This is a genomic window from Micromonospora sp. NPDC023814 (genome assembly GCF_040639595.1).
Taxonomy (GTDB): domain Bacteria; phylum Actinomycetota; class Actinomycetes; order Mycobacteriales; family Micromonosporaceae; genus Micromonospora.
Genome location: NZ_JBFAAF010000054.1, coordinates 1 through 23,069, shown reverse-complemented (window position 1 = coordinate 23,069; position 23,069 = coordinate 1). Strand labels below are relative to the sequence as shown.

Here is a 23,069-nt window from a genome sequence, read left to right as displayed (position 1 = left end):
GTCCCGCCCCCGCGCCGCCCGCCGCCCGCCGCGATCTTGCAGTTTGTGCCCCGCCTTTTGCGGCTTTGTGTCCGGACTGTCCGGGCAGGAAGTGCAAGATCGCGTGGGCGTGGGCGTGGGGCGGGTCAGCGGAGGCGGCGGCGGAGGGTGCGGTCGAAGTGGGCGGCGCGCCGGACCCGGCCGCCGGCGTAGCGGACCCCGCCGAGGAGGAGCCGCCGGCCGAGGGCGAGCCAGCTGCACGCGCCGCGTTCCAGCACCCAGAGCGGGGCCGCCAGGGCGGCGGTCGGCGGGAAGACCGCGCTGCCGCCGGCCCGGCGCCGGCCCGCCTCGGCCAGCGCCACCGTGGTCGCGGCCGCGCCGAGCAGCAGCCCCGGTCGCCGGGCCGCGACCGCCGCGGCCAGCGCCGGCAGGACCGCGAGCGAGGCCACCAGGCGGGCCGGCTGGGCCAGGTCGTCGTACGCCTGGCGCACCCGCTGGCCGAGGAAGTGGGCGGTGTCGGGCGGCAGCCGGCGTACGTGCAGCCAGGCGGGTGCCGCCTCGGTGCCCCCGTACGCGCGCACGGTGCGGATCAGCTCCAGGTTCTCGAAGAGCACGTCCGGGTCGTAGCCGCCCATGGCGAGGAAGGTGCTCCGGCGCACCGCCAGGGTGCCGGGGTAGTCCGCGCCGAGGGCCCGGTTGAGCAGGGTCCGCCCGGTGTCCCACCACGCGTGCCAGGGCAGCGGGTCGAAGTAGTTCTGCGGCCGGACCAGGTCCACCCGGTCGAGCAGCCGGTGCACGGCGCGCAACCCCGCCTCGTCGTACCGGACGTCGTCGTCGGCGATCACCACGTGCTCGTGCCGGGCCGCGGCGACGCCGGTGAGCACGCCGGTCACCTTCCCGTTGACGCCCCGTACGGCGGGATCGGGTGGCAGGTGCCGGACCAGTCCCCGCCAGGCCACCCGGTGCCGGGCGAACAGCTTCGGCGGCGACCCGTCCACCACGGTCACGTCGACCCGCGAGCCGAGCCAGCGCAGGTAGCCGGTCAGCTCGGGGAGCCCGGCGTCGTCGGTCCAGCGCAGCGGCAGGACGTACGCGATCGGCAGCCCGCGGTCGTCGGCGGTCCCGGCCGCCGGCGTCGGTGTGGCGCGGTGGTCACCGGTGGTCCCGACCGCGCGGTGGTGGTCCGGGCCGGGCGCGTCGCCCGCCGGGCGGGCGGGGGCGGTCACGGCCGCGCCGGGCGCCGGTAGACCGACACGTGGTCGCGACTGTCGTCGGTGAACGGCCGCCCGGTCCAGTCCTGCCACCGGTGTTCCCGGCGCATCCCGGCCAGCTCGGCCATCAGGTCCAGCTCGGCGGGCCAGGCGTAGCGGTGGTTGGCCGGCAGCAACCGCACCCCGGCGTTGCTGAACCGGACCTTCGTGGTGATCATCCGTTGCTCGGCCGGGTGCAGCAGGGCCGCCTCCAGCAGCACCGCGTCCTCGGCCACCCGCACCGGGCGCAGCGCGCCGCCGGCCCGGAAGGCCCCGGGATCGGGCACCCAGGCCTCGACCACGAACCGGCCGCCGGGGCGCAGGTGGGCGGCGGCGTTGCGGAAGCAGGCGACCTGGGCGGCCTGGTCCGGCAGCGCGAAGATCGTGTTGAACGCCAGCACCACCAGGGCGAACTCGCCGGGCACCCGGGTCTGCGCGAAGTCGCCGACGGCCATCTCGACCGCGTCGCCGCCTGGCTTCGCCCGCAACCCCGCGACCATCTCGGGGGAGCCCTCGATGCCGGCGACGGTCAGCCCCCGGGCGACCAGCGGCAGCGCGAGCCGGCCGGTGCCGACGCCGAACTCGCACACGGGGCCGCCGTCCGCCAGCGCGGCCAGCCGCTCCACCGCGGCGTCCGGTGCGAGGTGGGCGTACGTCTCGTCGTAGACCTCGGCCACGTGCCGGCCGTACTCGCTGGCGTCGAAGGACAACGGTGTCTCCCGGTGACGGTGGGTGCCCGCAGCAGGTGCCCGCATATCGGCCGGTCAAACCGGTTCGCCGGTTCCGCCGGGCGGCCACGGGCGGCGCGCCGGGAGCGGGCGGCCCGTCCCCGGTCACCGGTTGCCGACCGACCAGACCGGCCGGGGGTGGTGCACTCAGGCGGTGCGGCGGACGTTCGTGATCACGAAGCCGCTGGGCGGCAGCGCCGGCATCCGGCTCAGGCTCAGCGCCAGGTCCTGCGGGGGCACGTCGTAGCGCATGGCGGTGGTCAGGTTCGTCACCGCCCGCCTCATCAGCTCGATGGTGATCCACTCACCGGCGCAGCGGTGGCCGGACAGCTGGTTCCCGCCGCCCTGGGGGACGAAGCGGAACGGGTCGCCCCGCCAGCCGGTGAAGCGCTCCGGGCGGAACCGCTCCGGCTCGGGCCAGAGCTCCGGGTGGTGGTCGGTGCCGTACAGGTCGAGCAGCACCCGCCGGCCACGCGGGAAGTGGTAACCCTGCCAGTCGAAGGAGCGACGGACCCGGGCGGCGGCCACCGGGAAGAAGGGGTAGAAGCGGCGTACCTCCTGCACGAAGCTCTCGGTGGCCTCCTCGCTCTCGCGGGCCCGCTGCCGCCAGGACGGGTGGTCGTGCAGCGCGAGCGCGGCGAACACGACGAACCGGTCGACGGCGACGGTGGGGCGCAGCACGTTGAGCAGTTCGACGGCGGCGATCCGGCGGGGGAGCAGCCGCCCGTGGGCGTCGCGGTGCTCGGCGATCACCCGCAGCGCGCTGCCCTCGGGCGCCGGGAACGTGCCGACGCGCGCGCGGTCGATGACGCCGCCGATCCAGCGCTCGCCCCGGCGGCGGCCCAGCAGGCCGCGCCAGTGCCGGGGGCCGAGCGCCGCCGGTCCCTCGATCATCGCGTGCAGGTCGGCGGTGCGCCGGTCGACCTCGGAGGCCGCCAGCGGCACGCCCGCCCAGGCGCAGACCGCGCGCGTCAGCATCCGGCCGACCTCGTCGTACAGCACGACGGGCCCGCCCGCCTCCCAGGCCGGGACGCGGGCCCGCCACTCGTCGTCGAAGAGTTGGCCGAGGTGCCGGACCGCGGTCGGCGTCATGATCGACATGATCATGGCCTTGCGGTCGCGGTGGTCGGCGCCGTCCAGGCCCTGCACGCCGCCCCGGCCGGTCAGGGTGCGCTGCGCCCGCATCGGCGTCGCACCCGCGCGGACGAACCGCTCGGTGTCGTAGAACAGCTCGGCCGCCGGGCGGCCGCGCAGGCAGATGGTGCGCTCCAGCAGCAGCCGGGCCTGGAAGATGTCGCTGCCGTGGCGGTCGCAGCGGCGGCCGACGAAACGGTAGCCGTCGCGCAGGAACGCCACCGAGCTCTCCGGGCTGCGCTCCGTCGGGATGGTCGCCATCGGGCCTCCTGCCGCGGGCGGCGGCCGTTGCCGGCCGGCCGGTCTCGTCGATGCCTCTGCGTCTACCCAGGCCGGCGTGACGCAATCCCGCGCAGCCCGGCGTGCGGCCGGTGCCGGGCTGCGGTCGGTCTGGCTGGCCGGTGTGCGGCCGGTGCCGGGTGGTGGGCGGTCTGGCTGGCTGGCCGGTCCGGGGCGGCGGGCGGTCGGGGACCCCGTCCCGCCGGGCTGGTCCGGTGCGCACCCGGTGCCGCCCGGGACTCGCACGCGGTTCCCGGTCGCCGGCCACGTCCGGCCGGATGGCGGAACGTGAGGGGAGGGGGCCAGCGCACGGCGCGCCCGCTGGCCCCTCCCAGGGGAGCGGAAAGCTGGTTGGCTCGGGGGAGCGGTCCGGTCGGGCCGCCGACGGCGTGCCGACGGCAGGCAGCCGGGCCGGAACCCGGGCGGGTCACCTGGGGGAGGGCCGCGTCCACGATCGCCACGGGAGGACCCATGCGGGACAACAGGCCGCCGTACTGGCGGCAGCGGCAGGCGCTGGGGGTGCTCGGCGCGGCACGGGACGCGGCCGGCGCCCCGTTGATCGCGCCGCCTCGCCGCCCGGCCCGGCCGGGCCGGTTCTTCACCGTGCACCTCGGCTTCACCGCGCCCGACCTGGAGTCGGCCCGGGAGGTCGCCGTCGGATACGCGGAGGCGCTGAGCCTGCTGCGACCCGAGCTGGCCCTGGGCGCGTCGGCGCTGTCGCCGGCCGAGGCGTGGCAGCACGCCGAGCGGCTTTTCTGCGGCGCGTCCGGGCCGGACGGCGAGCGCTGCGTCGACGTGGCCGACCACCCCGGCTTCCACCACGCCCCCGGCCCCGGCGGACTGGGCTGGGGCGACGGCGACTAGGGGCGCGCGGCCCACGGGATGCCCCGGCCCGCCCGCCCCGCGGGGCGGACGGGGGGCCGACGGCGGTGCCGCCGACCGACCCGACCGGCCTCCTCGGCTCAGTCCAGGTCGAACTCGCCGTCCTGGGCACCGGCGACGAAGGCGTCCCACTCGGCCTGGGTGAAGACCAGCACCGGGCCGTCCGGCTCGGCGGAGTTGCGCATGCCGATCAGGTCGTCGACGAAGGCCACCTCGACGGCGCTCTCGGAGGTGTCGCCTTCGGCCCGCTGCCAGACCGCCCGGGAGAGGTCGAAGTCACCCTTGGGGTGCGAAGCCATGGTTCAGTCCTCCAGTGCCACGGGGTCATGGGAAACACGTGCGGATCCCCATCGGGCAGGATAAGCGGATGCCGAGCCTGACCCGTGTAGAGGCGACCGCGCGTGGCGCGGCGATCACCGTCGAGTCCTACCAGGTGGACCTCGACCTGACCGGCGACGGCGAGCGGTTTCGCTCGACTGCCACCATCCGGTTCCGGGCCGCCGCCGGGGCGCAGACCTTCGTCGAGGTCAAGCCCGCGAAGCTGCTGACGGTACGCCTCAACGACCGGGACCTCGACCCGGCCGCGCTGGCCGACGGTCGGTTCCCGCTGGCCGACCTGGCGGCGGAGAACACGCTCACCGTCACCGCCGAGATGGCGTACTCGAACACCGGCGAGGGGATGCACCGCTTCGTCGACCCGGCCGACGGCGAGACGTACCTGTACGCGATGTCCTTCCTGGACGAGGCGCCGCGCATCTTCGCCGCCTTCGACCAGCCGGACCTGAAGGCCCCGGTGACGCTCTCGGTCACCGCCCCGGCGGAGTGGACGGTCGCCGCCAACGGGGCGCTCGCCGCGAACCCCCGGCCGGGGCGCTGGGAGTTCGCCCCCACCGCCCCGCTGGCCACGTACTTCTTCTCGGTGGTCGCCGGCCCCTGGCACGTCCGCCGCGACTCCCACGACGGCATCCCGCTCGGCGTGTACTGCCGCCGTTCCCTCGCCGCCCACCTGGACGCCGACCTCGACGAGATCCTCACCGTCACGAAGCAGTGCCTCGACCGCTTCCACCAACTCTTCGCCGATCGCTACCCGTTCGGCAAGTACGACCAGGCGTTCGTGCCCGAGTTCAACGCCGGCGCGATGGAGAACCCCGGACTGGTCACCTTCCGGGACGACTACGTGTTCCGCTCGGCGGTCACCGACAGCCAGCGCGAGGTGCGCGCCACCACCATCGCCCACGAGATGGCGCACATGTGGTTCGGCGACCTGGTCACCATGCGCTGGTGGGACGATCTCTGGCTGAACGAGTCCTTCGCCGAGTACCTGGGCACCCGGGTGACCGCCGAGGCGACCCGCTTCGACCGGGCCTGGACGACCTTCGCGATCCGCCGCAAGTCCTGGGGCTACACCGCCGACCAGCGGCCGTCGACCCACCCCGTCGCCCCGGCCGAGGTCGCCGACGCCGCCGAGGCCCTGCTCAACTTCGACGGCATCTCGTACGCCAAGGGGGCCAGCGTGCTGCGGCAGCTGGTCGCCTGGCTGGGCGACGAGGCGTTCCTCGCCGGGCTGAACGCGCACTTCGCGAAGCACCGGTTCGGCAACGCCACGCTGACCGACCTGCTGGCCGCCCTCGGCGACGCCGGCGGGCGGGACCTGGGCGCCTGGGCCGACCGGTGGCTGCGCAGCGCGCAGGTCAACACGCTGCGCATCGAGACCTCGGTCGACGCCGACGGGCGTTGGCGGGACGCGGCGATCGTGCAGACCGCCCCCGCGTCGCACCCGGTGCTGCGCCCGCACCGCGTCGGCGTGGGCCGGTACGCCGACGGCACGGCGAGCCGCTTCGAGGTCGACCTGGACCCGGACGCCGACGGCGGGCGGACCACGCTGACCCCGCTGCTCGGCGAGCCGGCCACCGGGCTGCTGCTGCCGAACGACGGCGACCTGACCTTCGCCAAGATCCGCCTCGACCCGGCTTCGGTCGACGCGGTGCCCATGGTGCTGCCGGGGCTCGCCGACCCGCTGGCCCGGGCCCTGCTCTGGGGCGAGGCGCTCGACGCGGCCACCGACGGGGAGCGCCCGGTCACCTCGCTGGTCGCCCTGGTCGCCGCGGCGCTGCCCGCCGAGACGGAGGTGACGATCGCCGAGGAGGTGCTCACCCTGAGCCGCCGGCTGATCGACCGCTACCTGGACCCGCTCGCCCGGGACGCCGCCCTGCTCCGGGTCGCCGGGGCGTGCGCGGCCCTGCTCGCCGGGGCGCCGGCCGGGGGCTCGTTGCAGCTCGCCGCCGCCCGCGGCCTGATCGCGGCCACCACCGACACCGGGCTGCTCGCCGGGTGGCTGGCCGGTGACGGCGCGCCGGAGGGCCTGGCCGTCGACGCCGACCTGCGCTGGGCGCTGCTGCTACGCCTGGTGGTGCTGGGCGCGGCCGGCGAGGCGGAGATCGCCGCCGAGGCGGCCGCGGACCGTAGCGCCACCGGGGCGGAGCGGGCCGCCTGCTGCCGGGCGGCGCTGCCGGACGGGGAGGCCAAGCGGGTCGCCTGGGAGATCGTGGTGCGCAACACCGAGCTGTCCAACCGCCTCGTGGAGGCGACCGCCGAGGGCTTCTGGCAGCCGGAGCAGGCCGAGCTGACCGCACCGTACGTCGAGCGGTACTTCGCCGACATGCCGGCGGCGGCGAAGCTGCGTACCCCCTGGGTGGCCGACGCGGTCACCGTGCGGGCCTTCCCCCGGTACGCCGTGGCGCAGCCCACCCGGGAGCTGGCCGCGGCCCTGCTGACCCGGGACGACCTCACGCCCGGCCTGCGGCGCTGGGTCACCGACCTGGACGACGACCTGCGCCGGGCGCTGGTGGCCCGGTCGGCCTGAGCGGACCGGTGGCCGGGACGGCCGGCGGCCCCGGGTCGCCGTCGACCGTGCCCGGCCTACGATCATCGGATGGAGGAGGACATCCGGCGGATCGGCATCATGGGCGGGACCTTCGATCCGATCCACCACGGGCACCTCGTCGCGGCCAGCGAGGTGGCGGACCGGTTCGGCCTGGACGAGGTGGTCTTCGTCCCCACCGGCCAGCCGTGGCAGAAGGAGGACCAGCCGGTCAGCCCGGCCGAGGACCGCTACCTGATGACGGTGATCGCCACCGCCTCCAACCCCCGCTTCCAGGTCAGCCGCGTCGACATCGACCGGGGCGGGCCGACCTACACGGTCGACACGCTGCGTGACCTGCACGCCGAGTACGGCCCGAAGGTGCAGCTCTACTTCATCACCGGCGCCGACGCGCTGGAGCGGATCCTCTCCTGGAAGGACCTGGACGAGATCTTCGAGCTGGCCCACTTCATCGGGGTGACCCGGCCCGGCTTCGAGCTCACCGACGCGCACCTGCCCGCCGACACGGTGAGCCTGGTGCAGGTGCCGGCGATGGCCATCTCGTCCACGAACTGCCGCGAGCGGGTCGCCCGCGGGGAGCCGGTCTGGTACCTCGTGCCGGACGGTGTGGTGCAGTACATCGCCAAACGGCGTCTCTACCAGCAGTGATTCGACCCGGTATCAGGTGGTTCGGCCGGGTAACGCGTCAGAACTGACGAGTCGGGATTCCGCCGTGTGTGAGACGCTTGGAGGATCGCACGGTTGATCGAAGGAGAACGGTGACAGTTTCCGAACGCGCTCACGAGTTGGCGATCGCCGCCGCCCAGGCCGCGGCCGACAAGAAGGCGCAGGACATCGTCATCATCGACGTGGGCGACCAGCTCGCCATCACCGACGCGTTCCTGCTCGCCGCCGCCCCGAACGAGCGTCAGGTGCTCGCCATCGTCGACGCCATCGAGGAGCGCCTGCTCCAGCTTCCGGAGAAGGCCAAGCCGGTCCGGCGCGAGGGCGAGCGGGGCGGCCGGTGGGTGCTGCTGGACTACGTCGACATCGTGGTGCACGTCCAGCACACCGAGGAGCGCGAGTTCTACGCCCTCGACCGGCTCTGGAAGGACTGCCCGACGATCCCGTTCGTCGACCGGGACCTGGTCGACGCCGAGTCCGGCACCGGCTCCGCCGCCGCGGAATGACCCGCCTGATCGTCTGGCGGCACGGCAACACGGACTGGAACGCCGCCAGCCGGGTCCAGGGGCAGACCGACGTGCCGCTCAACGACCTCGGCCGCGAGCAGGCCCGCGCCGCCGCGCCCCTGCTCGCCGCGCTGCGGCCGGACGCCATCGTCGCCAGCGACCTGAGCCGCGCGGCGGACACCGCCGCCGCGCTCGCGGCGCTGACCGGGTTGCCGGTGCGCACCGACCCGCGGCTGCGGGAGCGGCACTTCGGGCTCTGGCAGGGGCTCGTGCTCACCGAGGCGGCCGAGCGACACCCCGCCGAGTTCGCCCGCTGGCGGGCCGGTGACCCGGATCCGGGCTCCGGCATCGAGACCCTCGACGACCTCGGCAAGCGGATCGGCGCGGCGTTCCAGGACGCCGCCGACCTGGCCCCCGGCGGCACCGTCGTGGTGACCACCCACGGCGGCGGCGCCCGGCAGGGCGTCGGCCAACTGCTCGGCTGGGAGCACGCGGTGCTGCGCACCGTCGGGTCGCTGTCCAACTGCCACTGGACGGAGCTGCGGCACGACGACGCCCGAGGCTGGCACCTGCGCGCCCACAATGTCGGCCTGATCACTGTGCCGGCCACCACCGAGGCCGTCTGACCCCGGCGTTACCCGCCGCAATCGGCTAGCGTGCCGGGCATGCCCGTCGCGGTCGTCACCGACTCCACCGCCTACCTCCCGCCCGAACTGCTGCACGCCCGCCGGCTGACAGTGGTGCCGTTGACCGTCGTGCTCAACGGCGCGGAGGGGCTGGAGGGGGTGGAGGTCACCCCGGTCGACGCCACCCGGGCACTCGGCGGGCGGCGGGTCTCGGTGAGCACCTCCCGCCCCGCCCCGGAGCAGTTCGCGCGGACGTACCGGGACCTGTTCGACGCCGGCGCCGACGGGATCGTCTCGGTGCACCTGTCGGCCGAGCTCTCCGGCACGGTGGAGGCCGCTCGGCTGGCCGCCGCCGAGTTCGACGACCGGGTCGCCGTGGTCGACAGCCGCTCGACCGGCATGGGCCTGGGCTTCCCGGCCGTCGCCGCCGCCACGGCGGCCGAGCGGGGCGGGGACCTTCCGGGCGTACGCGACGCCGCGCTGGCGGCGGTCGACCGCACCAGCATCTGGTTCTACGTCGACACGCTGGAGTTTCTGCGCCGGGGCGGCCGGATCGGCGCCGCGGAGGCGCTGCTCGGCACCGCGCTGTCGGTCAAGCCGATCATGCACATGCCGGACGGGGCGATCGTCGTCAGGGACAAGGTGCGCACCGCCAGCCGGGGCGTGGCCCGCCTCGTCGACCTGGCCGTCGAGGCGGCCGGCGACGACGACGTCGACCTGGCCGTGCACCACCTGGCCGCGCCGCAGCGGGCCGAGGCGCTGCTGGAGACACTGACCGCCCGGCTGGGCGAACGCCTGCACCACGCGTACGTCTCGGAGGCGGGCGCGGTGGTCGCCGCGCACGCCGGGCCGGGCCTGGCCTGCGTGGTCGTGCACCGCCGGCCGCCCGCCACCGACTAACGTCGATCCCGCGACGGTCACGCCCCGCTGACGCTGTCGAGCTGCCCCACCGGACGGGGCAGTGGGGGCGGCCGGCGCGCGCCCGGCGGCGCCGCTGACGGAATCGGGGAGGATGCGATGTCCTGTGTGGTGACCGGTGGCGGGCGCGGGGTGGGCCGGGCGGTCGTGGAGCGGCTCCTCGGCGCGGGGGACGCGGTCGTGGTCGTGGAGCACGATCCCGACGCGGTGGCCTGGCTGACCGCGCACCCGGCCGCCGACCGGCTGGCGGCGGTCGTCGGTGACGCCGGCGATGAGCAGGTCGCCGCCCGGGCCGCCGACCTCGCCGAGGAGACCGGGCCGCTGACCGGCTGGGTCAACAACGCGGCGGTGTTCCGGGACGCCTCGCTGCACGCCGATCCGGTCGGCGAGGTGCTCGACCTGATCGGGCGCAACCTGCGTCCCGCCGTGGTCGGTGCGGCGACGGCGGTGCGCCGTTACCTGGCGGCCGGCACGGGCGGAGCCATCGTGAACGTCTCCTCCCACCAGGCTCGGCGGCCGGTGCCCGGCTGCCTGCCGTACGCGACCGCGAAGGCCGCCGTCGAGGGGCTGACCCGGTCGCTGGCCGTCGAGTACGGCCCGCGGGGCATCCGGACCAACACCGTGGCGTTGGGCTCGATCGCCACCGAACGGCACGCCGCCTTCCTGGCCGGGCAGGAGCCGGCCGCGGCGGAGTGGATCGACGCCGAGCTGACCCGGCTGCACCCGGTCGGCCGGATCGGCCGGCCGGAGGAGGTGGCGGAGGCCGTCGCGTACCTGCTGTCGCCGGTGGCGGGCTTCGTCAACGGGGTGACCCTGCCGGTCGACGGGGGGCGGTCGGTCTTCGGTCCGGATCCGGAGGCGCGCTGACCTGCGGCTTTCCGGGGCTTAGCACAGCTTGGGCATGATCAGGCGGTTGTCCACAGGGGGCCGCGCCGTCCACAGCCGGCCTCGCGACCCCCTCCGGACGGCCACCGCGGTCCTAGCCTCGCGTCGTGTCAGACGACGAGGAGACGGTGGTCCGGGAACGGCTGCGCCGGCTGGTGACGGGCCCGCCCTCGGCGGGTAGGCCGGCGCGCGAGGCCCGGTTCGCCGAGCACACCGAATGGTCTCCGCCGGCACCGGCCGGGACGGACCCGGAGTCGTGGCCCGGGTCGGGTCCCGACACCGCTGCGGCGTTCCGGTCGGCGCCGGCCCCCGCCCCCGCCCCGGCCCCGGCCGGGCGGACGGCGCCGCCGGAATCCGATCCGCCGCCCGGGACCACGGCGGCGACGTCCTCCCGGTTGCCGGGGCCGGGCGCGTTCGATCCCGGGCGGCGGGGTGTGCGGGCGCTGGCCGTCGTCGCCGTGCTGGTGGTGCTCGGCGCCGGCTTCTGGGCCTGGCGGTCCCGACCGCAGGCCGAGCCGGTCCGGCCGGTGGCCACCGCCGAGCCGCCCGTGGTGTCGGCGACCGGGCCGGTGGAGCCGGGGGCGTCCCCCGCCGGCGAGCTGGTGGTCGCGGTCGCCGGCAAGGTACGCCGTCCCGGGCTGGTCCGGGTGCCGGCCGGCGCGCGGGTCGCCGACGTGGTCGAGGCGGCCGGCGGGGCGCTGCCCGGAGTGGACGTGGCCCTGCTCAACCCGGCCCGCAAGGTCACCGACGGGGAGCTGATCCTGGTCGGCGTCGCCGCCGCGCCGGGCGCGGCACCACCGCCCGGCGCCGCTCCCGGCGGGGCGCCGGGAGCGGCGCCCGGCGCGGGCGGCCGGCTCAACCTGAACACCGCGACGCTCGCGCAGCTCGACGCCCTGCCCGGAGTGGGTCCGGTGCTCGCCCAGCGCATCCTCGCCCACCGCGACCAGCAGGGCGGCTTCCGCTCGGTCGGCGACCTGCGCCAGGTCGACGGCATCGGCGACGCCCGGTACGAGCAGCTCAAGGACCTGGTGACGGTGTGACGGCGGGCGCACCGCCGGCGCGGGCCGAGGGACCGTCGCCGGTGACGGCCGCCGTCGGCGGCACGCCGGGTGCTGCGGGGCGCCGGCCGGCGGAGGAGCCGGACCTGCGGCTGGCCGGCCTGGCCGTGGCGGCCTGGCTCGCCGCGCTGGCCGGGCTGCACCTGACCGCCGGCGTGACGCTGTTGCTGGCGGCGGTGGCCGCCGGGGTGGCGGGCCTGGCCGGGCTCCACCTCGTCGGCGTCCTCGGCCGGCCGTCCGCCCCCGCCCGGCGCTACGGCTGGATCGCCGTCGCGGTGCTGATCGGCGTGGTCTGCGGCGCGACGGCGACCGCCGCCCGGGTGTCCCTCCGCGACGCCGGGCCGGTACGCGCACTGGTCGAGGAGCGTGCCGTCGTCACCGCCGAGTTGGTCGTCCGCGACGACCCCCGCCCCGTACGCGGTGTCGCCGGACGGCCGGCCACCATGCTCGTGCCGAGCGAGCTGACCGGGGTCACCGGCCCGGACGGGCGGCGGGTCGTCGCGCCGGTCCGCGTGCTGGTCCTCGCCACCGACCCGGGCTGGAAGGGGTTGCTGCCCGGGCAGCGGCTGACCGCCGAGGGGAGGCTGGCCGTCCCGCGCGGCGGGGACCTGACGGCCGCCGTGCTGAGCGCGGCGGGCCCGCCGGAGCGGCACGGTGCGGCGCCGACGTCGCAGCGGGCGGCCGGGGCGCTCCGCGCCGGCCTGCAACGCGCCTGCGCGCCGCTCCCCGACGAGCAGGGCGGCCTGCTGCCCGGCCTGGTCGTGGGCGACACGAGCCGGTTGCCGCCCACGGTGGAGGAGGACTTCCTCGCCACCGGCATGACCCACCTGAACGCCGTCTCCGGCTCCAACGTGGCCATCGTCGTCGGCGGCGCGCTGCTGCTGGCCCGTTGGGCGCGGGCCGGCCCCTGGCTGGCCGCCGGGCTCTGCGGGCTGGCCCTGGTGGGGTTCGTCGTCCTGGTCCGCCCCTCGCCGAGCGTGGTGCGGGCCGCCACGATGGGCGCGATCGGGCTGGCCGCGCTGGCGGCCGGGCGTCCCCGGGCGGCCCTGCCCGCGCTGTCCGCCGGCGTGGCCGTGCTGTTGCTGTTCGACCCGGAACTGGCCGGTGACGCCGGCTTCGCGCTCTCCGTGCTGGCCACCGGCGGCCTGCTGCTGCTCGCTCCGAGGTGGCGCGACGGGCTGCGCCGCCGCGGCGTGCCGGCCGGGTTCGCCGAGGCACTGGCGGTGCCGGCCGCCGCGCAGCTCGCCTGCGCCCCGGTGGTGGCCGGGATCTCGGGCACGGTGAGCCTGGTCGCCGTGCCGGCGAACCTGCTCGCGGTGCCGGCGATCGCGCCCGCCACGGTGCTCGGGGTGCTGGCGGCGGCGGTGTCGCCCGTCTGGCCCGCCGGGGCGGAGTTCCTCGCGTGGCTGGCCAGTTGGCCGGCCTGGTGGCTGGTCACGGTGGCGCGGCACGGGGCGCGGCTGCCGGCCGGGACGCTGCCGTGGCCGGGCGGGGTTCCCGGGGCCCTCCTGCTGGCCGGGCTGACCGTCGCGCTGCTGGTGGCCGCCCGACGCCCGGTGGTCCGCCGGTTGGTGGCGGTGGTCGTCGTCGCGGTGGTGGCCGGCGCGCTGCCGGTGCGGCTGGCGGCCCCCGGCTGGCCCCCGGCGAACTGGGTGGTCGCCGCCTGCGCGGTCGGCCAGGGCGACACCGTCGTGCTGCCGGTCGCCCCGGGCCGGGCGGTGGTGGTCGACGCCGGGCCGGATCCGGCGGCGGCGGACGGCTGTCTGCGCCGGCTCGGCGTACGCGAGGTCGCGCTGCTGGTGTTCAGCCACTTCCACGTCGACCACGCGGGCGGTGTGGCGGGCGTGTTCCGGGGACGGCCGGTGGACGCCGTGCTCGCTCCGCAGTGGGCGGAGCCGGCGGCCGGGCGGGACCTCGTCCGCGCCGAGGCGGCGGCGCACTCGACCGAGGTGGTCGCCGGCCGGGCCGGTTGGCGGTACCGGGAGGGCGTGCTCGACCTGGTCGTCGTCGGTCCGCCCCACCCGCTGCGGGGCACCCGGTCGGACCCGAACAACAACTCGCTGGTGCTGCTCGCCACGGTTGCCGGGGTGCGGATCCTGCTCGCCGGCGACGCCGAGACCGAGGAGCAGCGGGCGCTGCTCGACAGCGCCGTGCCGGGCGGGCTGCGGGCCGACGTGCTGAAGGTGGCGCACCACGGCTCCGCCTACCAGGATCCGGCCTTCCTGGACGCGGTCCGCCCGGCGGTCGCCCTGGTGCCGGTCGGGGTCGGCAACACGTACGGGCATCCGCACCCGGCGGTGCTGGGGCGGCTGGCCCGGGGCGGGGCGCGGGTGCTGCGTACCGACACCGACGGGGACGTGGCGGCGGTGCTCGGCCGGTCGGGCCTCGCGGTCGTGACGCGCGGCACCCCGCCGGGGCGGCAGCCGTAGGAGTCGATGTCAATTCTCGGCTTTGGCGGTGTACTGAGATAAATGTCTGGATTTGCACTGAGTGCGGGCTCTGCCGTCACAGTGCGGATGAGCAGGCTGGATCGGGCCGCCGGCCGTGCGAATATGGGCGGCGTGACCGCCGCCAGCCTCGCTCCCATTCTGCTCGTCCTCGGCGACGAGGAGCTGCTCGCCACGCGCGCGGTCACCGAAGCCGTCGCCCGGGCCCGCAGTGTCGACCCCGACGTGGACGTCCGCGAGTACCAGGCCGGCGCCCTGACCGTCGGCGAGATCGCCGAGATGCTCAGCCCCTCCCTCTTCGGCGGGCGGCGGGTGCTGGTGCTCCGCGCCGGCCAGGACGCCCGCAAGGACCTGGTGGCGGCCCTGCTGGCGTACGCGAAGAACCCCGACCCCGAGGTGCAGCTCGTCGTGCTGCACCTCGGCGGGGCCAAGGGCAAGGCGTTCGCCGACGGGCTGAAGGCGGCCGGCGCGACGGTCGTGCCGGCGGCCAAGCTCAAGGGGCACCGCGACCGGGTGGCGTTCGTCCGCGACGAGATCCGCCGTGCCGGCGGGAAGTGCACCGACGACGCCGCCGAGACGCTCATCGCGGCGGTCGGCAACGACCTGCGCGAGCTGGCCGCCGCCTGTTCCCAGCTGATGGCCGACACCGACGGCCGGATCGGCGCTGACACGGTCGCCCGCTACTACCGGGGCCGGGTCGAGGTGAGCGGCTTCACGGTCGCCGACGCCACCATGGTCGGCGACGTGCCGGCTGCCCTGGAGGCGCTGCGCTGGGCGCTGCACGTCGGGGTCGACCCGGTGCCGATCGCCGACGCGATTGCCGACGGCGTACGCACCGTGGCCCGGGTCGCGTCCGCCGGGCGGGGCAGCCCCTACCAGTTGGCGAGCAGCCTGGGCATGCCGGCGTGGAAGATCGAGCGGGCGCAGCGCCAGGGGCGCGGATGGACGCCCGAGGGCCTGGTCGAGGCGATGCGGGCCGCCGCGGAGTGCAACGCGGCCGTCAAGGGCGGGGCGGACGACCGGGCGTACGCGCTGGAGCGGGCCGTCTTCTCGGTCGCGGCCGCCCGGCAGGGTGGCGCCCGGTGAGCGGAGCCCTTCGCGGCTCGTGGGCCACGATCCCCGCCGACGAGGAGCGCTACCGGCCGCTCTACGCCCGGGTCCTCGGGCTGCGCGTCGTCAACCCGGGCGGGGTGCTCTGCTTCCTCTTCTTCGAGGGCGCCGTCGCGCTCGCCGCGCTGCTCGCCCTCGCCGAGCTGGTCACCTGGTGGGCGGTGCTGATCCTGCCCGCGACGGTGGCGGTGATGGTGAAGCTCAACGACATGGTGGCCGCCATGGTGGTCCGGTCCGCGGCCCTCGTACCGGAGCAGGAGCGGGACCGCTTCCGCCAGCAGATGGAGCCCGTGGTCGGGCGGGCCAGGGTCGACTGGATCACGCACAGCGTGCCCGGCGTGGTCGTCACGGCCGAGCCGGTGGCGCGGGCGGCCGGTGACGGGACGGAGACCGGTCGGCCCGCTCGGCCGTGATCGTCGGCCCGCCCAGCCGTGATCGTCGGCCCGCTCGGCCGTGATCCTCGGCACGCCGGAAGCCCGGCCGGGTTCTCCCGGCCGGGTGGTGGTGCGGAACGCAGAAGGGGCAGACAGCCGGAAGCCCCGGGGAGTGCCCGGGGCTTCCGGTCAGGTCTGAGGTCGCCGCGTCAGGCGGAGAGCGACACCACGCGCTTGGCGATCGCGGACTTGCGGTTCGCGGCCTGGTTCGAGTGGATCACGCCCTTGCTGACCGCCTTGTCCAGCTTGCGCGAGGCGTCGCGCATGAGGATGGTGGCCTTCTCGACGTCACCAGCCTCCGCGGCCTCGTGGAACTTCCGGACGGCGGTCTTCAGCGACGACTTGACCGACTTGTTACGCAGCCGGCGCTTCTCGTTCTGCCGGTTGCGCTTGATCTGGGACTTGATGTTCGCCACGCGACAGCCTCGTCTTGATAGCTCGGGTTGGTCTGCTTCTGCGCGCGACGAGCATGCGTCATCGCTGCGCGAAAAGCCAGGTTACCAGGTCGCCCGGGACGAGCCAAAACGGCTCCGCCCAGGCCCTGGTGAGGCGTGCCCGGTCGGGCACGGGCCGGTCGGGCACGGGCCGGTCGGGCACGGGCCGGTCGGGCACGGGCCGGTCGGGAGCCGGACACCGGCCGGGCACGGGCAGCCGGGGCGGGGAGTCCGGCCGGCGCGTGCGGAGAGGCCCGGTGCCGGCCGAGGGCACAGGAGGTCAGGCCCAGCCCTGCCGGCGGGCGAGCCAGGCGAGTGACTGCTCGCCGCTCCACCGCTGGTGCGCCGGCAGGTGCGGCGACGCCGTCGCGGGTGCCGAGGCGGCCGTGGTGAGAAAGTAGCCGGACAGGGCGGCCAGCGTGACGTCCAGCGCGTCCGGGGGCGCGCCCGCCGCCGCCGGATGCCGGGCGAAGAGCGCGTCGGCGTCCAGGCCGCCGGCGTACGCGGTGAGGAGCAGGCTGGCCAGGTCGAACCAGGCGGGGCCGTGGCAGAGCCAGGTCCAGTCGCAGAGCCAGGCCCGGCCGGTCCCGTCGATCAGCACGTTGTCCAGCCGGAGGTCGCCGTGGATCAGGCCGCTCGCCCCGGCGGCGTACCCGGGGAGGCGGGACTCCAGCGCGACCAGGTCGGGCAGGCGGTCGCGCACCCGCTCGGGCAGCGGCGGCGACGGCTCCCGGCCGGCGGCCACCTCGCCCCACCAGAGGATGTCCTCGCGGGCCAGGTCGGCGAGGTGGGGCAGCCCGAGCGCGGCCAGCGGGGCCGGGGGCGCGGCCAGCGCGGCGGCGACCTCGGCGTACCCGGCGAGGGTGGCGGTCAGCTCGGCCGGGTCCCAGGGCAGCCGGGGCGTGTGGCCGTCGACGGCGTCCAGGCAGAGCGCGAACCAGCCGGCCTCGTACAGCGTCCAGCGGGGGCGGGGAGCCGGCAGGCCGTCCGGGAGCCGGTCGAGGATCGCGGCCTCCCGGGCGTACCAGTCGAGCAGGCGCGGTTGCTCGGCGGCGGACGCGGCCTTGACGAAGGCCCGATCCCCGGCGGCGGTGGTGAGGACGGCGGCGAAGCCCCGGGTGAAGCCGGCGCCGGCCACGCGGGCGGCGACCACCGGGGCGCCGATCCGGGCGGCGATCGCGGTGCGCAGGGCCGCGGGCAGCGTCTCCCACGCCGGCCGGCGGGCGGTGGCGTGGTACGGCACCGGGGGCGGGAACGTCGGGGTCATGCCACCATGCTGCACGGGCACGAGGCACGGTGCCCTGTGACACGGGCCGCGACTCGTCGGGGTGTTCCCGCTGCGGCCAGACGGGCGGCGCGGTCTGCCAGACTGCCAGGCCATGAGGACCGACGACTTCTGGCAGTTGATCGACCGGGCCCGGGTGGGCGGCGGGGGAGAGCCGCACGCGGTCGCCGCGCGGGCCGTCGCCCTGCTCGCCGAGCGCGACCCGGACGACATCGTCGGGTACGCCCGCCACCAGGCCCGGGTGCTGTCGGCCTCGCACAAGGCCGACCTCTGGGGTGCGGCCTACCTGATCAACGGCGGGGTGTCCGACGAGGGCTTCCACCACTTCCGGGGCTGGCTGATGGCCCAGGGCCGCGAGGTCTTCGCCCGCGCCGTCGGCGACCCGGACTCGCTGGCCGGGCTGCCGCAGGTGCGGGCGGCGGCGCTCAGCGGCGAGGAGTTCTCGGCCGAGGAGATGCTGGCGGTGCCGTGGGACGCCTATCGCAGGGCCACCGCCACCGAGCTGCCGGCGGACCGGGAGCCGGCGCCGGTGCCGGACCTCAACGACCTCTGGGACTTCGACGACGAGGAGGAGGCCAGGCGGCGGTTGCCCCGGCTCGCCGCCCTCTTCGTCGAGCCGCCCGCGGAGTGACGCCGGCCGGGGCGTCGGGGCAGTGACGCCGTGCGCCGGCGGGCCCGGCGTGGGGTCCGCAGGCGATCCTCGGCGGCGGGGATCGCCCGCGCAGCGGGCGCGCGGCGGCGACGTGGGAGCATAGAGGGGGCCGGCGTCGCGCCGGCCCGCTCACGTCAGCCGACCAGAACGGACCGCTGTGCCACCGACGCTCGATTCCGGCGCGAACGCTCCTGGTGCCACCGACCCGGCGCGCATCAGGAACTTCTGCATCATCGCCCACATCGACCACGGGAAGTCGACCCTGGCCGACCGGATGCTGCAGCTCACCGGCGTGGTCGACCCCCGGCAGATGCGTGCGCAGTACCTCGACCGGATGGACATCGAGCGCGAGCGCGGCATCACGATCAAGAGCCAGGCCGTCCGGATGCCCTGGACCGTCCGGGAGGGTGACCGGGCCGGCGAGACCGCCGTGCTCAACATGATCGACACTCCGGGCCACGTCGACTTCACCTACGAGGTGTCCCGGTCGCTGGCCGCCTGCGAGGGCGCGATCCTGCTGGTCGACGCCGCCCAGGGCATCGAGGCGCAGACCCTGGCGAACCTCTACCTGGCGCTCGAGAACGACCTGCACGTCATCCCGGTGCTCAACAAGATCGACCTGCCGGCCGCCCAGCCGGAGAAGTACGCCGAGGAGCTGGCGCGCCTCATCGGCGGCGACCCGGCGGACTGCATCAGGGTCTCCGGCAAGACCGGCGAGGGCGTGCCGTACCTGCTCGACGAGATCGTCCGGCAGTTCAAGCCCCCGGTCGGCGACGCCGAGGCGCCCGCCCGCGCGATGATCTTCGACTCGGTCTACGACGTCTACCGGGGCGTGGTCACCTACGTCCGGGTCATCGACGGGCGGATCAGCGCGCGTGACCGGATCAAGATGATGTCCACCGCCGCCGTGCACGAGCTGCTGGAGATCGGCGTCATCTCGCCGGAGATGGTGAAGGCCGACGCGCTCGGCGTCGGCGAGGTGGGTTACCTGATCACCGGCGTGAAGGACGTCCGCCAGTCCCGGGTGGGTGACACGGTCACCATCAACTCCCGGCCGGCCACCGAGGCCCTGGGCGGCTACAAGGACCCGAAGCCGATGGTCTACTCGGGCCTCTACCCGATCGACGGCTCCGACTACCCCAACCTGCGCGAGGCGCTCGACAAGCTCAAGCTCAACGACGCCGCGCTCGACTACGAGCCGGAGACGTCGGGTGCGCTCGGCTTCGGCTTCCGCTGCGGCTTCCTCGGCCTGCTGCACCTGGAGATCATCCGGGAGCGGCTGGAGCGCGAGTACAACCTCGACCTGATCTCGACCGCGCCGAACGTGGTCTACCGGGCCATCACGGAGGACGGCCAGGAGATCGTCGTGACGAACCCGAGCGAGTACCCCACGGGCAAGATCGCCGAGGTGTACGAGCCGGTCGTGCGCGCCACCGTGCTCACCCCGAACGACTACGTCGGCGCGGTGATGGAGCTCTGCCAGGGCCGCCGGGGGAGCCTGCTCGGCATGGACTACCTCTCCGCCGACCGGGTGGAGCTGCGCTACACGCTGCCCCTCGCGGAGATCATCTTCGACTTCTTCGACCAGTTGAAGAGCCGCACCAAGGGCTACGCCTCGCTGGACTACGAGCCCTCGGGCGAGCAGTCGTCCGACCTGGTCAAGGTCGACATCCTGCTGCACGGCGAGCCGGTGGACGCGTTCAGCGCGATCGTGCACAAGGACAAGGCGTACAACTACGGGGTCACCATCGCGGCGAAGCTGCGCAACCTGATCCCGCGCCAGCAGTTCGAGGTGCCGATCCAGGCGGCCATCGGCAGCCGTGTGATCGCCCGGGAGACCATCCGCGCGATCCGCAAGGACGTGCTCGCCAAGTGCTACGGCGGTGACATCAGCCGCAAGCGCAAGCTGCTGGAGAAGCAGAAGGAGGGCAAGAAGCGGATGAAGATGGTGGGCCGCGTGGAGGTCCCCCAGGAGGCCTTCATCGCCGCGCTCTCGTCCGACTCGGGGGACGGCAAGGCCCCCGGCAAGAAGTGACGCGCCGCCGGTCCGCACGGCACCCCGGTGAGCTTCAACGCCATCGCCGGCGGATGACGACGTACGACGGCCGGCGCCCCGGCCGGGCAGCGGACCTCGGTGGTCCCGCCCGGGCCGGGGCGCCGGCCGTTCGCGTCCGGAGAATTTTTGCGGCCCGCCCCGAGGACGGGCCGACCCGCGACGGGACGGGCCGCCACCTGCGTGGACGGTTCCGCGGGCGGTATTCGCCGCGGCGGGCCATTGACAGCCGACGCCGCCTGTCCGAGTGCGAGCCGGTTTGGCTTTTCCACGACCCGGGCACATTTGCGGTCACGACAGGAACACCACAGACCGTGGAATTGATTATTCGCAGAAGGAGGGCGACGTGGAGCTCACCGTTTGGGGCATCATCACTGCGCTCATCGTTGGTCTGATCGTCGGCGCTCTGGGTCGCCTGCTCGTGCCGGGCCGCCAGAACATGCCGATGTGGCTGCACATGCTGATCGGTGTCGGCGCCGCGCTGCTGGGCACCGTCCTGGCTCGGGCGGTGGGCATCGCCACCGAGACCGCCGGTATCGACTGGGGGGAGCTGCTGGTCCAGGTCGTGCTGGCCGCCATCGCCGTGGCGCTGGTCGCCGGCGTGGGTCGTCGCCACAGCGTCACCCACCGGTAACCCCCGCACCGCGTTCGGCGGGCGTCCGACCACCGGGTCGGGCGCCCGTTTCGCGTCCGCCGACGGTCCGGTCGGCCTCCCGGACGCCCCCGGGCGGGGCCGACCGGTGGGCGCGCGGCCCGCGTGAGCACGTGTCCGGACTCCGCATTCCGGGCCGTGACGCCGCCCGGCCCGGCCCTTTTTCGCGGTCGGCGTCCCGTCTGGGCGGGCGGGCCATCCGGTGTCCCGGAAAGCCGGTTTGGGGCTGTGGCGGGCAGGGAACCTATCGGTCACGACAGGAACACCACAGAACGTGGAACTCATTTCTTTCATCAGAAGGAGGGCGACGTGGAGCTCACCGTTTGGGGCATCATCACTGCGCTCATCGTTGGTCTGATCGTCGGCGCTCTGGGTCGCCTGCTCGTGCCGGGCCGCCAGAACATGCCGATGTGGCTGCACATGCTGATCGGTGTCGGCGCCGCGCTGCTGGGCACCGTCCTGGCTCGGGCGGTGGGCATCGCCACCGAGACCGCCGGTATCGACTGGGGGGAGCTGCTGGTCCAGGTCGTGCTGGCCGCCATCGCCGTGGCGCTGGTCGCCGGCGTGGGTCGTCGCCGCAGCATCACCCACCGGTAACAATCACAGCCTGGACTCGACGGGCGCCCGACCGGCAGGTCGGGCGCCCGTTCGCGTGGGTACGACCGGATTCGCCCTGGTGGCGACCCCCGCAGGATCCTCCCCTGCGGTACCGTCGCCTCTCTTCCGCCTGACCGCCCACTGTCGTAAAGGATTTTTTCCTACTAAGGTGCGGCGGAGAAGGTTAGTGCCAAGTGGCGCGAGGGAGATATGGCGTGAACAGGTGGAAGCGGCTGGCCCCGGTCACCGCCGTCGTGGCCTCGGCCGCGATGGTGCTGGCCGGCTGCGGTGGCTCCGATGACGAGAAGGCCGCAGACAACAGCAAGCTGACGGTCTGGATGATGGGCGAGGGAAGCGAGGCCCAGACCAAGTTCCTCGACGGCGTCGAGGCCGAGTTCCGGCAGAAGCACCCGGACACCGACGTGGTGGTCCAGTACATCCCCTGGCTCGAGGCGCCGAAGAAGTTCCAGGCCGCCCTCGCCGGCGGTGAGGGGCCGGACGTCACCGAGCTGGGCAACACCGAGACCCAGGGCTGGGCGGCGCAGGAGGCGCTGGCCGACGTCACCGACAAGATGAACGGCTGGGCCGAGGGCAAGGACATCCTCCCCGACCTGGTGAAGAACGCCCAGCTCGACGGCAAGCAGTACGGCGTGCCGTGGTACGCCGGCGTCCGGGCGATGTACTACCGCACCGACTGGTTCGCCGAGGCGGGCGTGAAGCCGCCGACGAACTGGGACGAGCTGGTGGCCGCCGCCAAGGCCGTGCAGGCCAAGAAGCCGGGCAAGTACGGCATCGCCCTGCCGGGCAACTCCGAGCTGCCGTTCTACTCGTTCCTCTGGGGCGCGGGCGCCGAGATCGCCACCCAGCAGGGCGACACCTGGAAGTCCGGCTACACCACGCCGGAGGCGCAGAAGGCCGTCAAGTTCTGGACCGACCTGGTGACGGTGCACAAGGTGGCGCCGACGGCCGCCGCGGGCTGGAACGAGATCGACGCCCGGACCCAGTTCGCCACCGGCAACGCGGCGATGGCCTTCGGCGGCAGCTGGCAGCAGGGCGCCATCAAGAAGGACAACCCGGAGATCGAGAAGGTCTGGGGCACGTTCCCGATCCCCGGCCCGGACGGCAAGGCCGCGCCCGGCTTCGCCGGCGGCTCCGACATCGCGATCTGGAAGGACAGCGAGCGGCAGAACCTCGCGTGGGACTACCTGACCGTGCTGCTGAGCAAGAAGAACGACCAGGCCTTCGCCGACAGCCTCGGCTTCTTCCCGGTCTACAAGGACCTGGTCGGTGGCGACAAGTACGCCAGCGACAAGATCATGGCGGCGTTCGCCACCACGATGCAGAACACCAAGCTCACGCCGCTCACCCCGAAGTGGGTGGAGGTCAGCCGCACCAAGACGGTGACCCAGGCGATGAACAGCTCGGTCATGAAGGGTCAGAAGACGGTCGAGAAGGCTACCGCCGACGCGGCCGCGGAGATGGAAAGCATCCTCAACGCCAAGTGACCACGCTGACCGAGGCGTGTCATGAACACCGCCACGATGCTCAGGCCCATCGCGACCTCGTACGAGATCATCTGGGCGGTGGAGCGCAGGCCGCCGAGCAGCGGGTAGGTC

General features: G+C 74.8%; 22 protein-coding genes and 1 pseudogene. 16 read left to right on the top strand and 7 right to left on the bottom strand.

The window, feature by feature from the left end; translation table 11 throughout:
* Positions 1-125: 125 nt before the first annotated feature.
* The 3 genes from AB0G14_RS24970 to AB0G14_RS24960 all read right to left on the bottom strand — a co-directional run bounded on the left by AB0G14_RS24970 (position 126) and on the right by AB0G14_RS24960 (position 3,352).
* Positions 126-1,205 (bottom strand): glycosyltransferase, encoded by a 1,080-nt coding sequence (locus AB0G14_RS24970; protein WP_357701248.1) that lies wholly within the window; start codon positions 1,203-1,205, stop codon positions 126-128.
* Complete coding sequence (locus AB0G14_RS24965) at positions 1,202-1,939, bottom strand: class I SAM-dependent methyltransferase (RefSeq protein ID WP_357701246.1); 738 nt, start codon at positions 1,937-1,939, stop codon at positions 1,202-1,204. The genes AB0G14_RS24970 and AB0G14_RS24965 overlap by 4 nt, the downstream gene beginning before the upstream one ends.
* 165 nt (positions 1,940-2,104) lie before the next feature.
* A complete protein-coding gene (locus AB0G14_RS24960; RefSeq protein WP_357701244.1) occupies positions 2,105-3,352 on the bottom strand; it encodes a cytochrome P450 in 1,248 nt (415 codons plus the stop codon).
* A gap of 489 nt (positions 3,353-3,841) precedes the next feature.
* Here AB0G14_RS24960 and AB0G14_RS24955 point away from each other — a divergent pair, with 489 nt between their 5' ends.
* Positions 3,842-4,234: a hypothetical protein gene (locus tag AB0G14_RS24955; protein WP_357701242.1), complete on the top strand. Its 393-nt coding sequence runs from the start codon at positions 3,842-3,844 to the stop codon at positions 4,232-4,234.
* A 98-nt stretch (positions 4,235-4,332) separates the two neighbouring features.
* Here AB0G14_RS24955 and AB0G14_RS24950 read toward each other — a convergent pair whose 3' ends face one another.
* Positions 4,333-4,551 carry a DUF397 domain-containing protein gene (locus AB0G14_RS24950; RefSeq protein WP_088992395.1) on the bottom strand — a complete coding sequence of 73 codons (219 nt, stop codon included), beginning with the start codon at positions 4,549-4,551 and terminating at the stop codon, positions 4,333-4,335.
* Between the two features lie 68 nt (positions 4,552-4,619).
* Between AB0G14_RS24950 and pepN the strand changes: the two genes are divergently transcribed.
* From pepN to AB0G14_RS24900, 10 genes are all read left to right on the top strand, one after another.
* Positions 4,620-7,115 (top strand): aminopeptidase N, encoded by a 2,496-nt coding sequence (gene pepN, locus AB0G14_RS24945; protein ID WP_357701240.1) that lies wholly within the window; start codon positions 4,620-4,622, stop codon positions 7,113-7,115.
* 69 nt (positions 7,116-7,184) lie between these two features.
* Positions 7,185-7,781 carry a nicotinate-nucleotide adenylyltransferase gene (nadD, locus tag AB0G14_RS24940; RefSeq protein ID WP_357701238.1) on the top strand — a complete coding sequence of 199 codons (597 nt, stop codon included), beginning with the start codon at positions 7,185-7,187 and terminating at the stop codon, positions 7,779-7,781.
* Positions 7,782-7,891: 110 nt separating this feature from the next.
* Positions 7,892-8,302 carry a ribosome silencing factor gene (gene rsfS / locus AB0G14_RS24935; RefSeq protein WP_350710838.1) on the top strand — a complete coding sequence of 137 codons (411 nt, stop codon included), beginning with the start codon at positions 7,892-7,894 and terminating at the stop codon, positions 8,300-8,302.
* Positions 8,299-8,928: a histidine phosphatase family protein gene (locus tag AB0G14_RS24930; protein WP_357701235.1), complete on the top strand. Its 630-nt coding sequence runs from the start codon at positions 8,299-8,301 to the stop codon at positions 8,926-8,928. Before rsfS ends, AB0G14_RS24930 begins: the two co-directional genes overlap by 4 nt.
* Before the next feature lie 39 nt (positions 8,929-8,967).
* On the top strand, positions 8,968-9,828 hold the full coding sequence (locus AB0G14_RS24925) for a DegV family protein (protein WP_357701233.1): 861 nt from the start codon (positions 8,968-8,970) through the stop codon (positions 9,826-9,828).
* Between the two features lie 117 nt (positions 9,829-9,945).
* Positions 9,946-10,713, top strand: a complete 768-nt coding sequence (locus tag AB0G14_RS24920) for an SDR family oxidoreductase (RefSeq protein WP_357701231.1) — start codon at positions 9,946-9,948, stop codon at positions 10,711-10,713.
* A 125-nt stretch (positions 10,714-10,838) separates the two neighbouring features.
* Positions 10,839-11,771, top strand: a complete 933-nt coding sequence (locus AB0G14_RS24915) for a ComEA family DNA-binding protein (protein WP_357701229.1) — start codon at positions 10,839-10,841, stop codon at positions 11,769-11,771.
* 41 nt (positions 11,772-11,812) lie between these two features.
* Entirely contained in the window at positions 11,813-14,218 is a 2,406-nt protein-coding gene (locus AB0G14_RS24910) for a ComEC/Rec2 family competence protein (protein WP_357701227.1), read from the top strand.
* 123 nt (positions 14,219-14,341) lie between these two features.
* Positions 14,342-15,322: a DNA polymerase III subunit delta gene (gene holA, locus AB0G14_RS24905; protein ID WP_357701293.1), complete on the top strand. Its 981-nt coding sequence runs from the start codon at positions 14,342-14,344 to the stop codon at positions 15,320-15,322.
* Positions 15,319-15,759, top strand: a complete 441-nt coding sequence (locus AB0G14_RS24900; protein WP_357701225.1) for a hypothetical protein — start codon at positions 15,319-15,321, stop codon at positions 15,757-15,759. The genes holA and AB0G14_RS24900 overlap by 4 nt, the downstream gene beginning before the upstream one ends.
* 170 nt (positions 15,760-15,929) lie before the next feature.
* Here AB0G14_RS24900 and rpsT read toward each other — a convergent pair whose 3' ends face one another.
* Both rpsT and AB0G14_RS24890 read right to left on the bottom strand, forming a co-directional pair.
* Entirely contained in the window at positions 15,930-16,196 is a 267-nt protein-coding gene (gene rpsT, locus AB0G14_RS24895; protein ID WP_091104033.1) for a 30S ribosomal protein S20, read from the bottom strand.
* A gap of 298 nt (positions 16,197-16,494) precedes the next feature.
* Positions 16,495-17,481 (bottom strand): phosphotransferase, encoded by a 987-nt coding sequence (locus AB0G14_RS24890; RefSeq protein WP_357701222.1) that lies wholly within the window; start codon positions 17,479-17,481, stop codon positions 16,495-16,497.
* A gap of 112 nt (positions 17,482-17,593) precedes the next feature.
* Here AB0G14_RS24890 and AB0G14_RS24885 point away from each other — a divergent pair, with 112 nt between their 5' ends.
* The 5 genes from AB0G14_RS24885 (at position 17,594) to AB0G14_RS24865 (ending at position 22,958) form a co-directional block, all read left to right on the top strand.
* Positions 17,594-18,130, top strand: a complete 537-nt coding sequence (locus AB0G14_RS24885) for a DUF4240 domain-containing protein (RefSeq protein WP_357701220.1) — start codon at positions 17,594-17,596, stop codon at positions 18,128-18,130.
* Positions 18,131-18,308: 178 nt separating this feature from the next.
* On the top strand, positions 18,309-20,186 hold the full coding sequence (gene lepA / locus AB0G14_RS24880) for a translation elongation factor 4 (protein ID WP_357701218.1): 1,878 nt from the start codon (positions 18,309-18,311) through the stop codon (positions 20,184-20,186).
* Positions 20,187-20,550: 364 nt separating this feature from the next.
* Positions 20,551-20,838: a GlsB/YeaQ/YmgE family stress response membrane protein gene (locus AB0G14_RS24875; RefSeq protein WP_357701216.1), complete on the top strand. Its 288-nt coding sequence runs from the start codon at positions 20,551-20,553 to the stop codon at positions 20,836-20,838.
* A gap of 327 nt (positions 20,839-21,165) precedes the next feature.
* Positions 21,166-21,453 carry a GlsB/YeaQ/YmgE family stress response membrane protein gene (locus AB0G14_RS24870; protein WP_357701214.1) on the top strand — a complete coding sequence of 96 codons (288 nt, stop codon included), beginning with the start codon at positions 21,166-21,168 and terminating at the stop codon, positions 21,451-21,453.
* Between the two features lie 215 nt (positions 21,454-21,668).
* A complete protein-coding gene (locus AB0G14_RS24865) occupies positions 21,669-22,958 on the top strand; it encodes a sugar ABC transporter substrate-binding protein (RefSeq protein WP_357701212.1) in 1,290 nt (429 codons plus the stop codon).
* Between the two features lie 17 nt (positions 22,959-22,975).
* Here the strand turns inward: AB0G14_RS24865 and AB0G14_RS24860 are convergent.
* Positions 22,976-23,069: pseudogene (locus AB0G14_RS24860) on the bottom strand (NADH-quinone oxidoreductase subunit H); the annotation flags it as partial.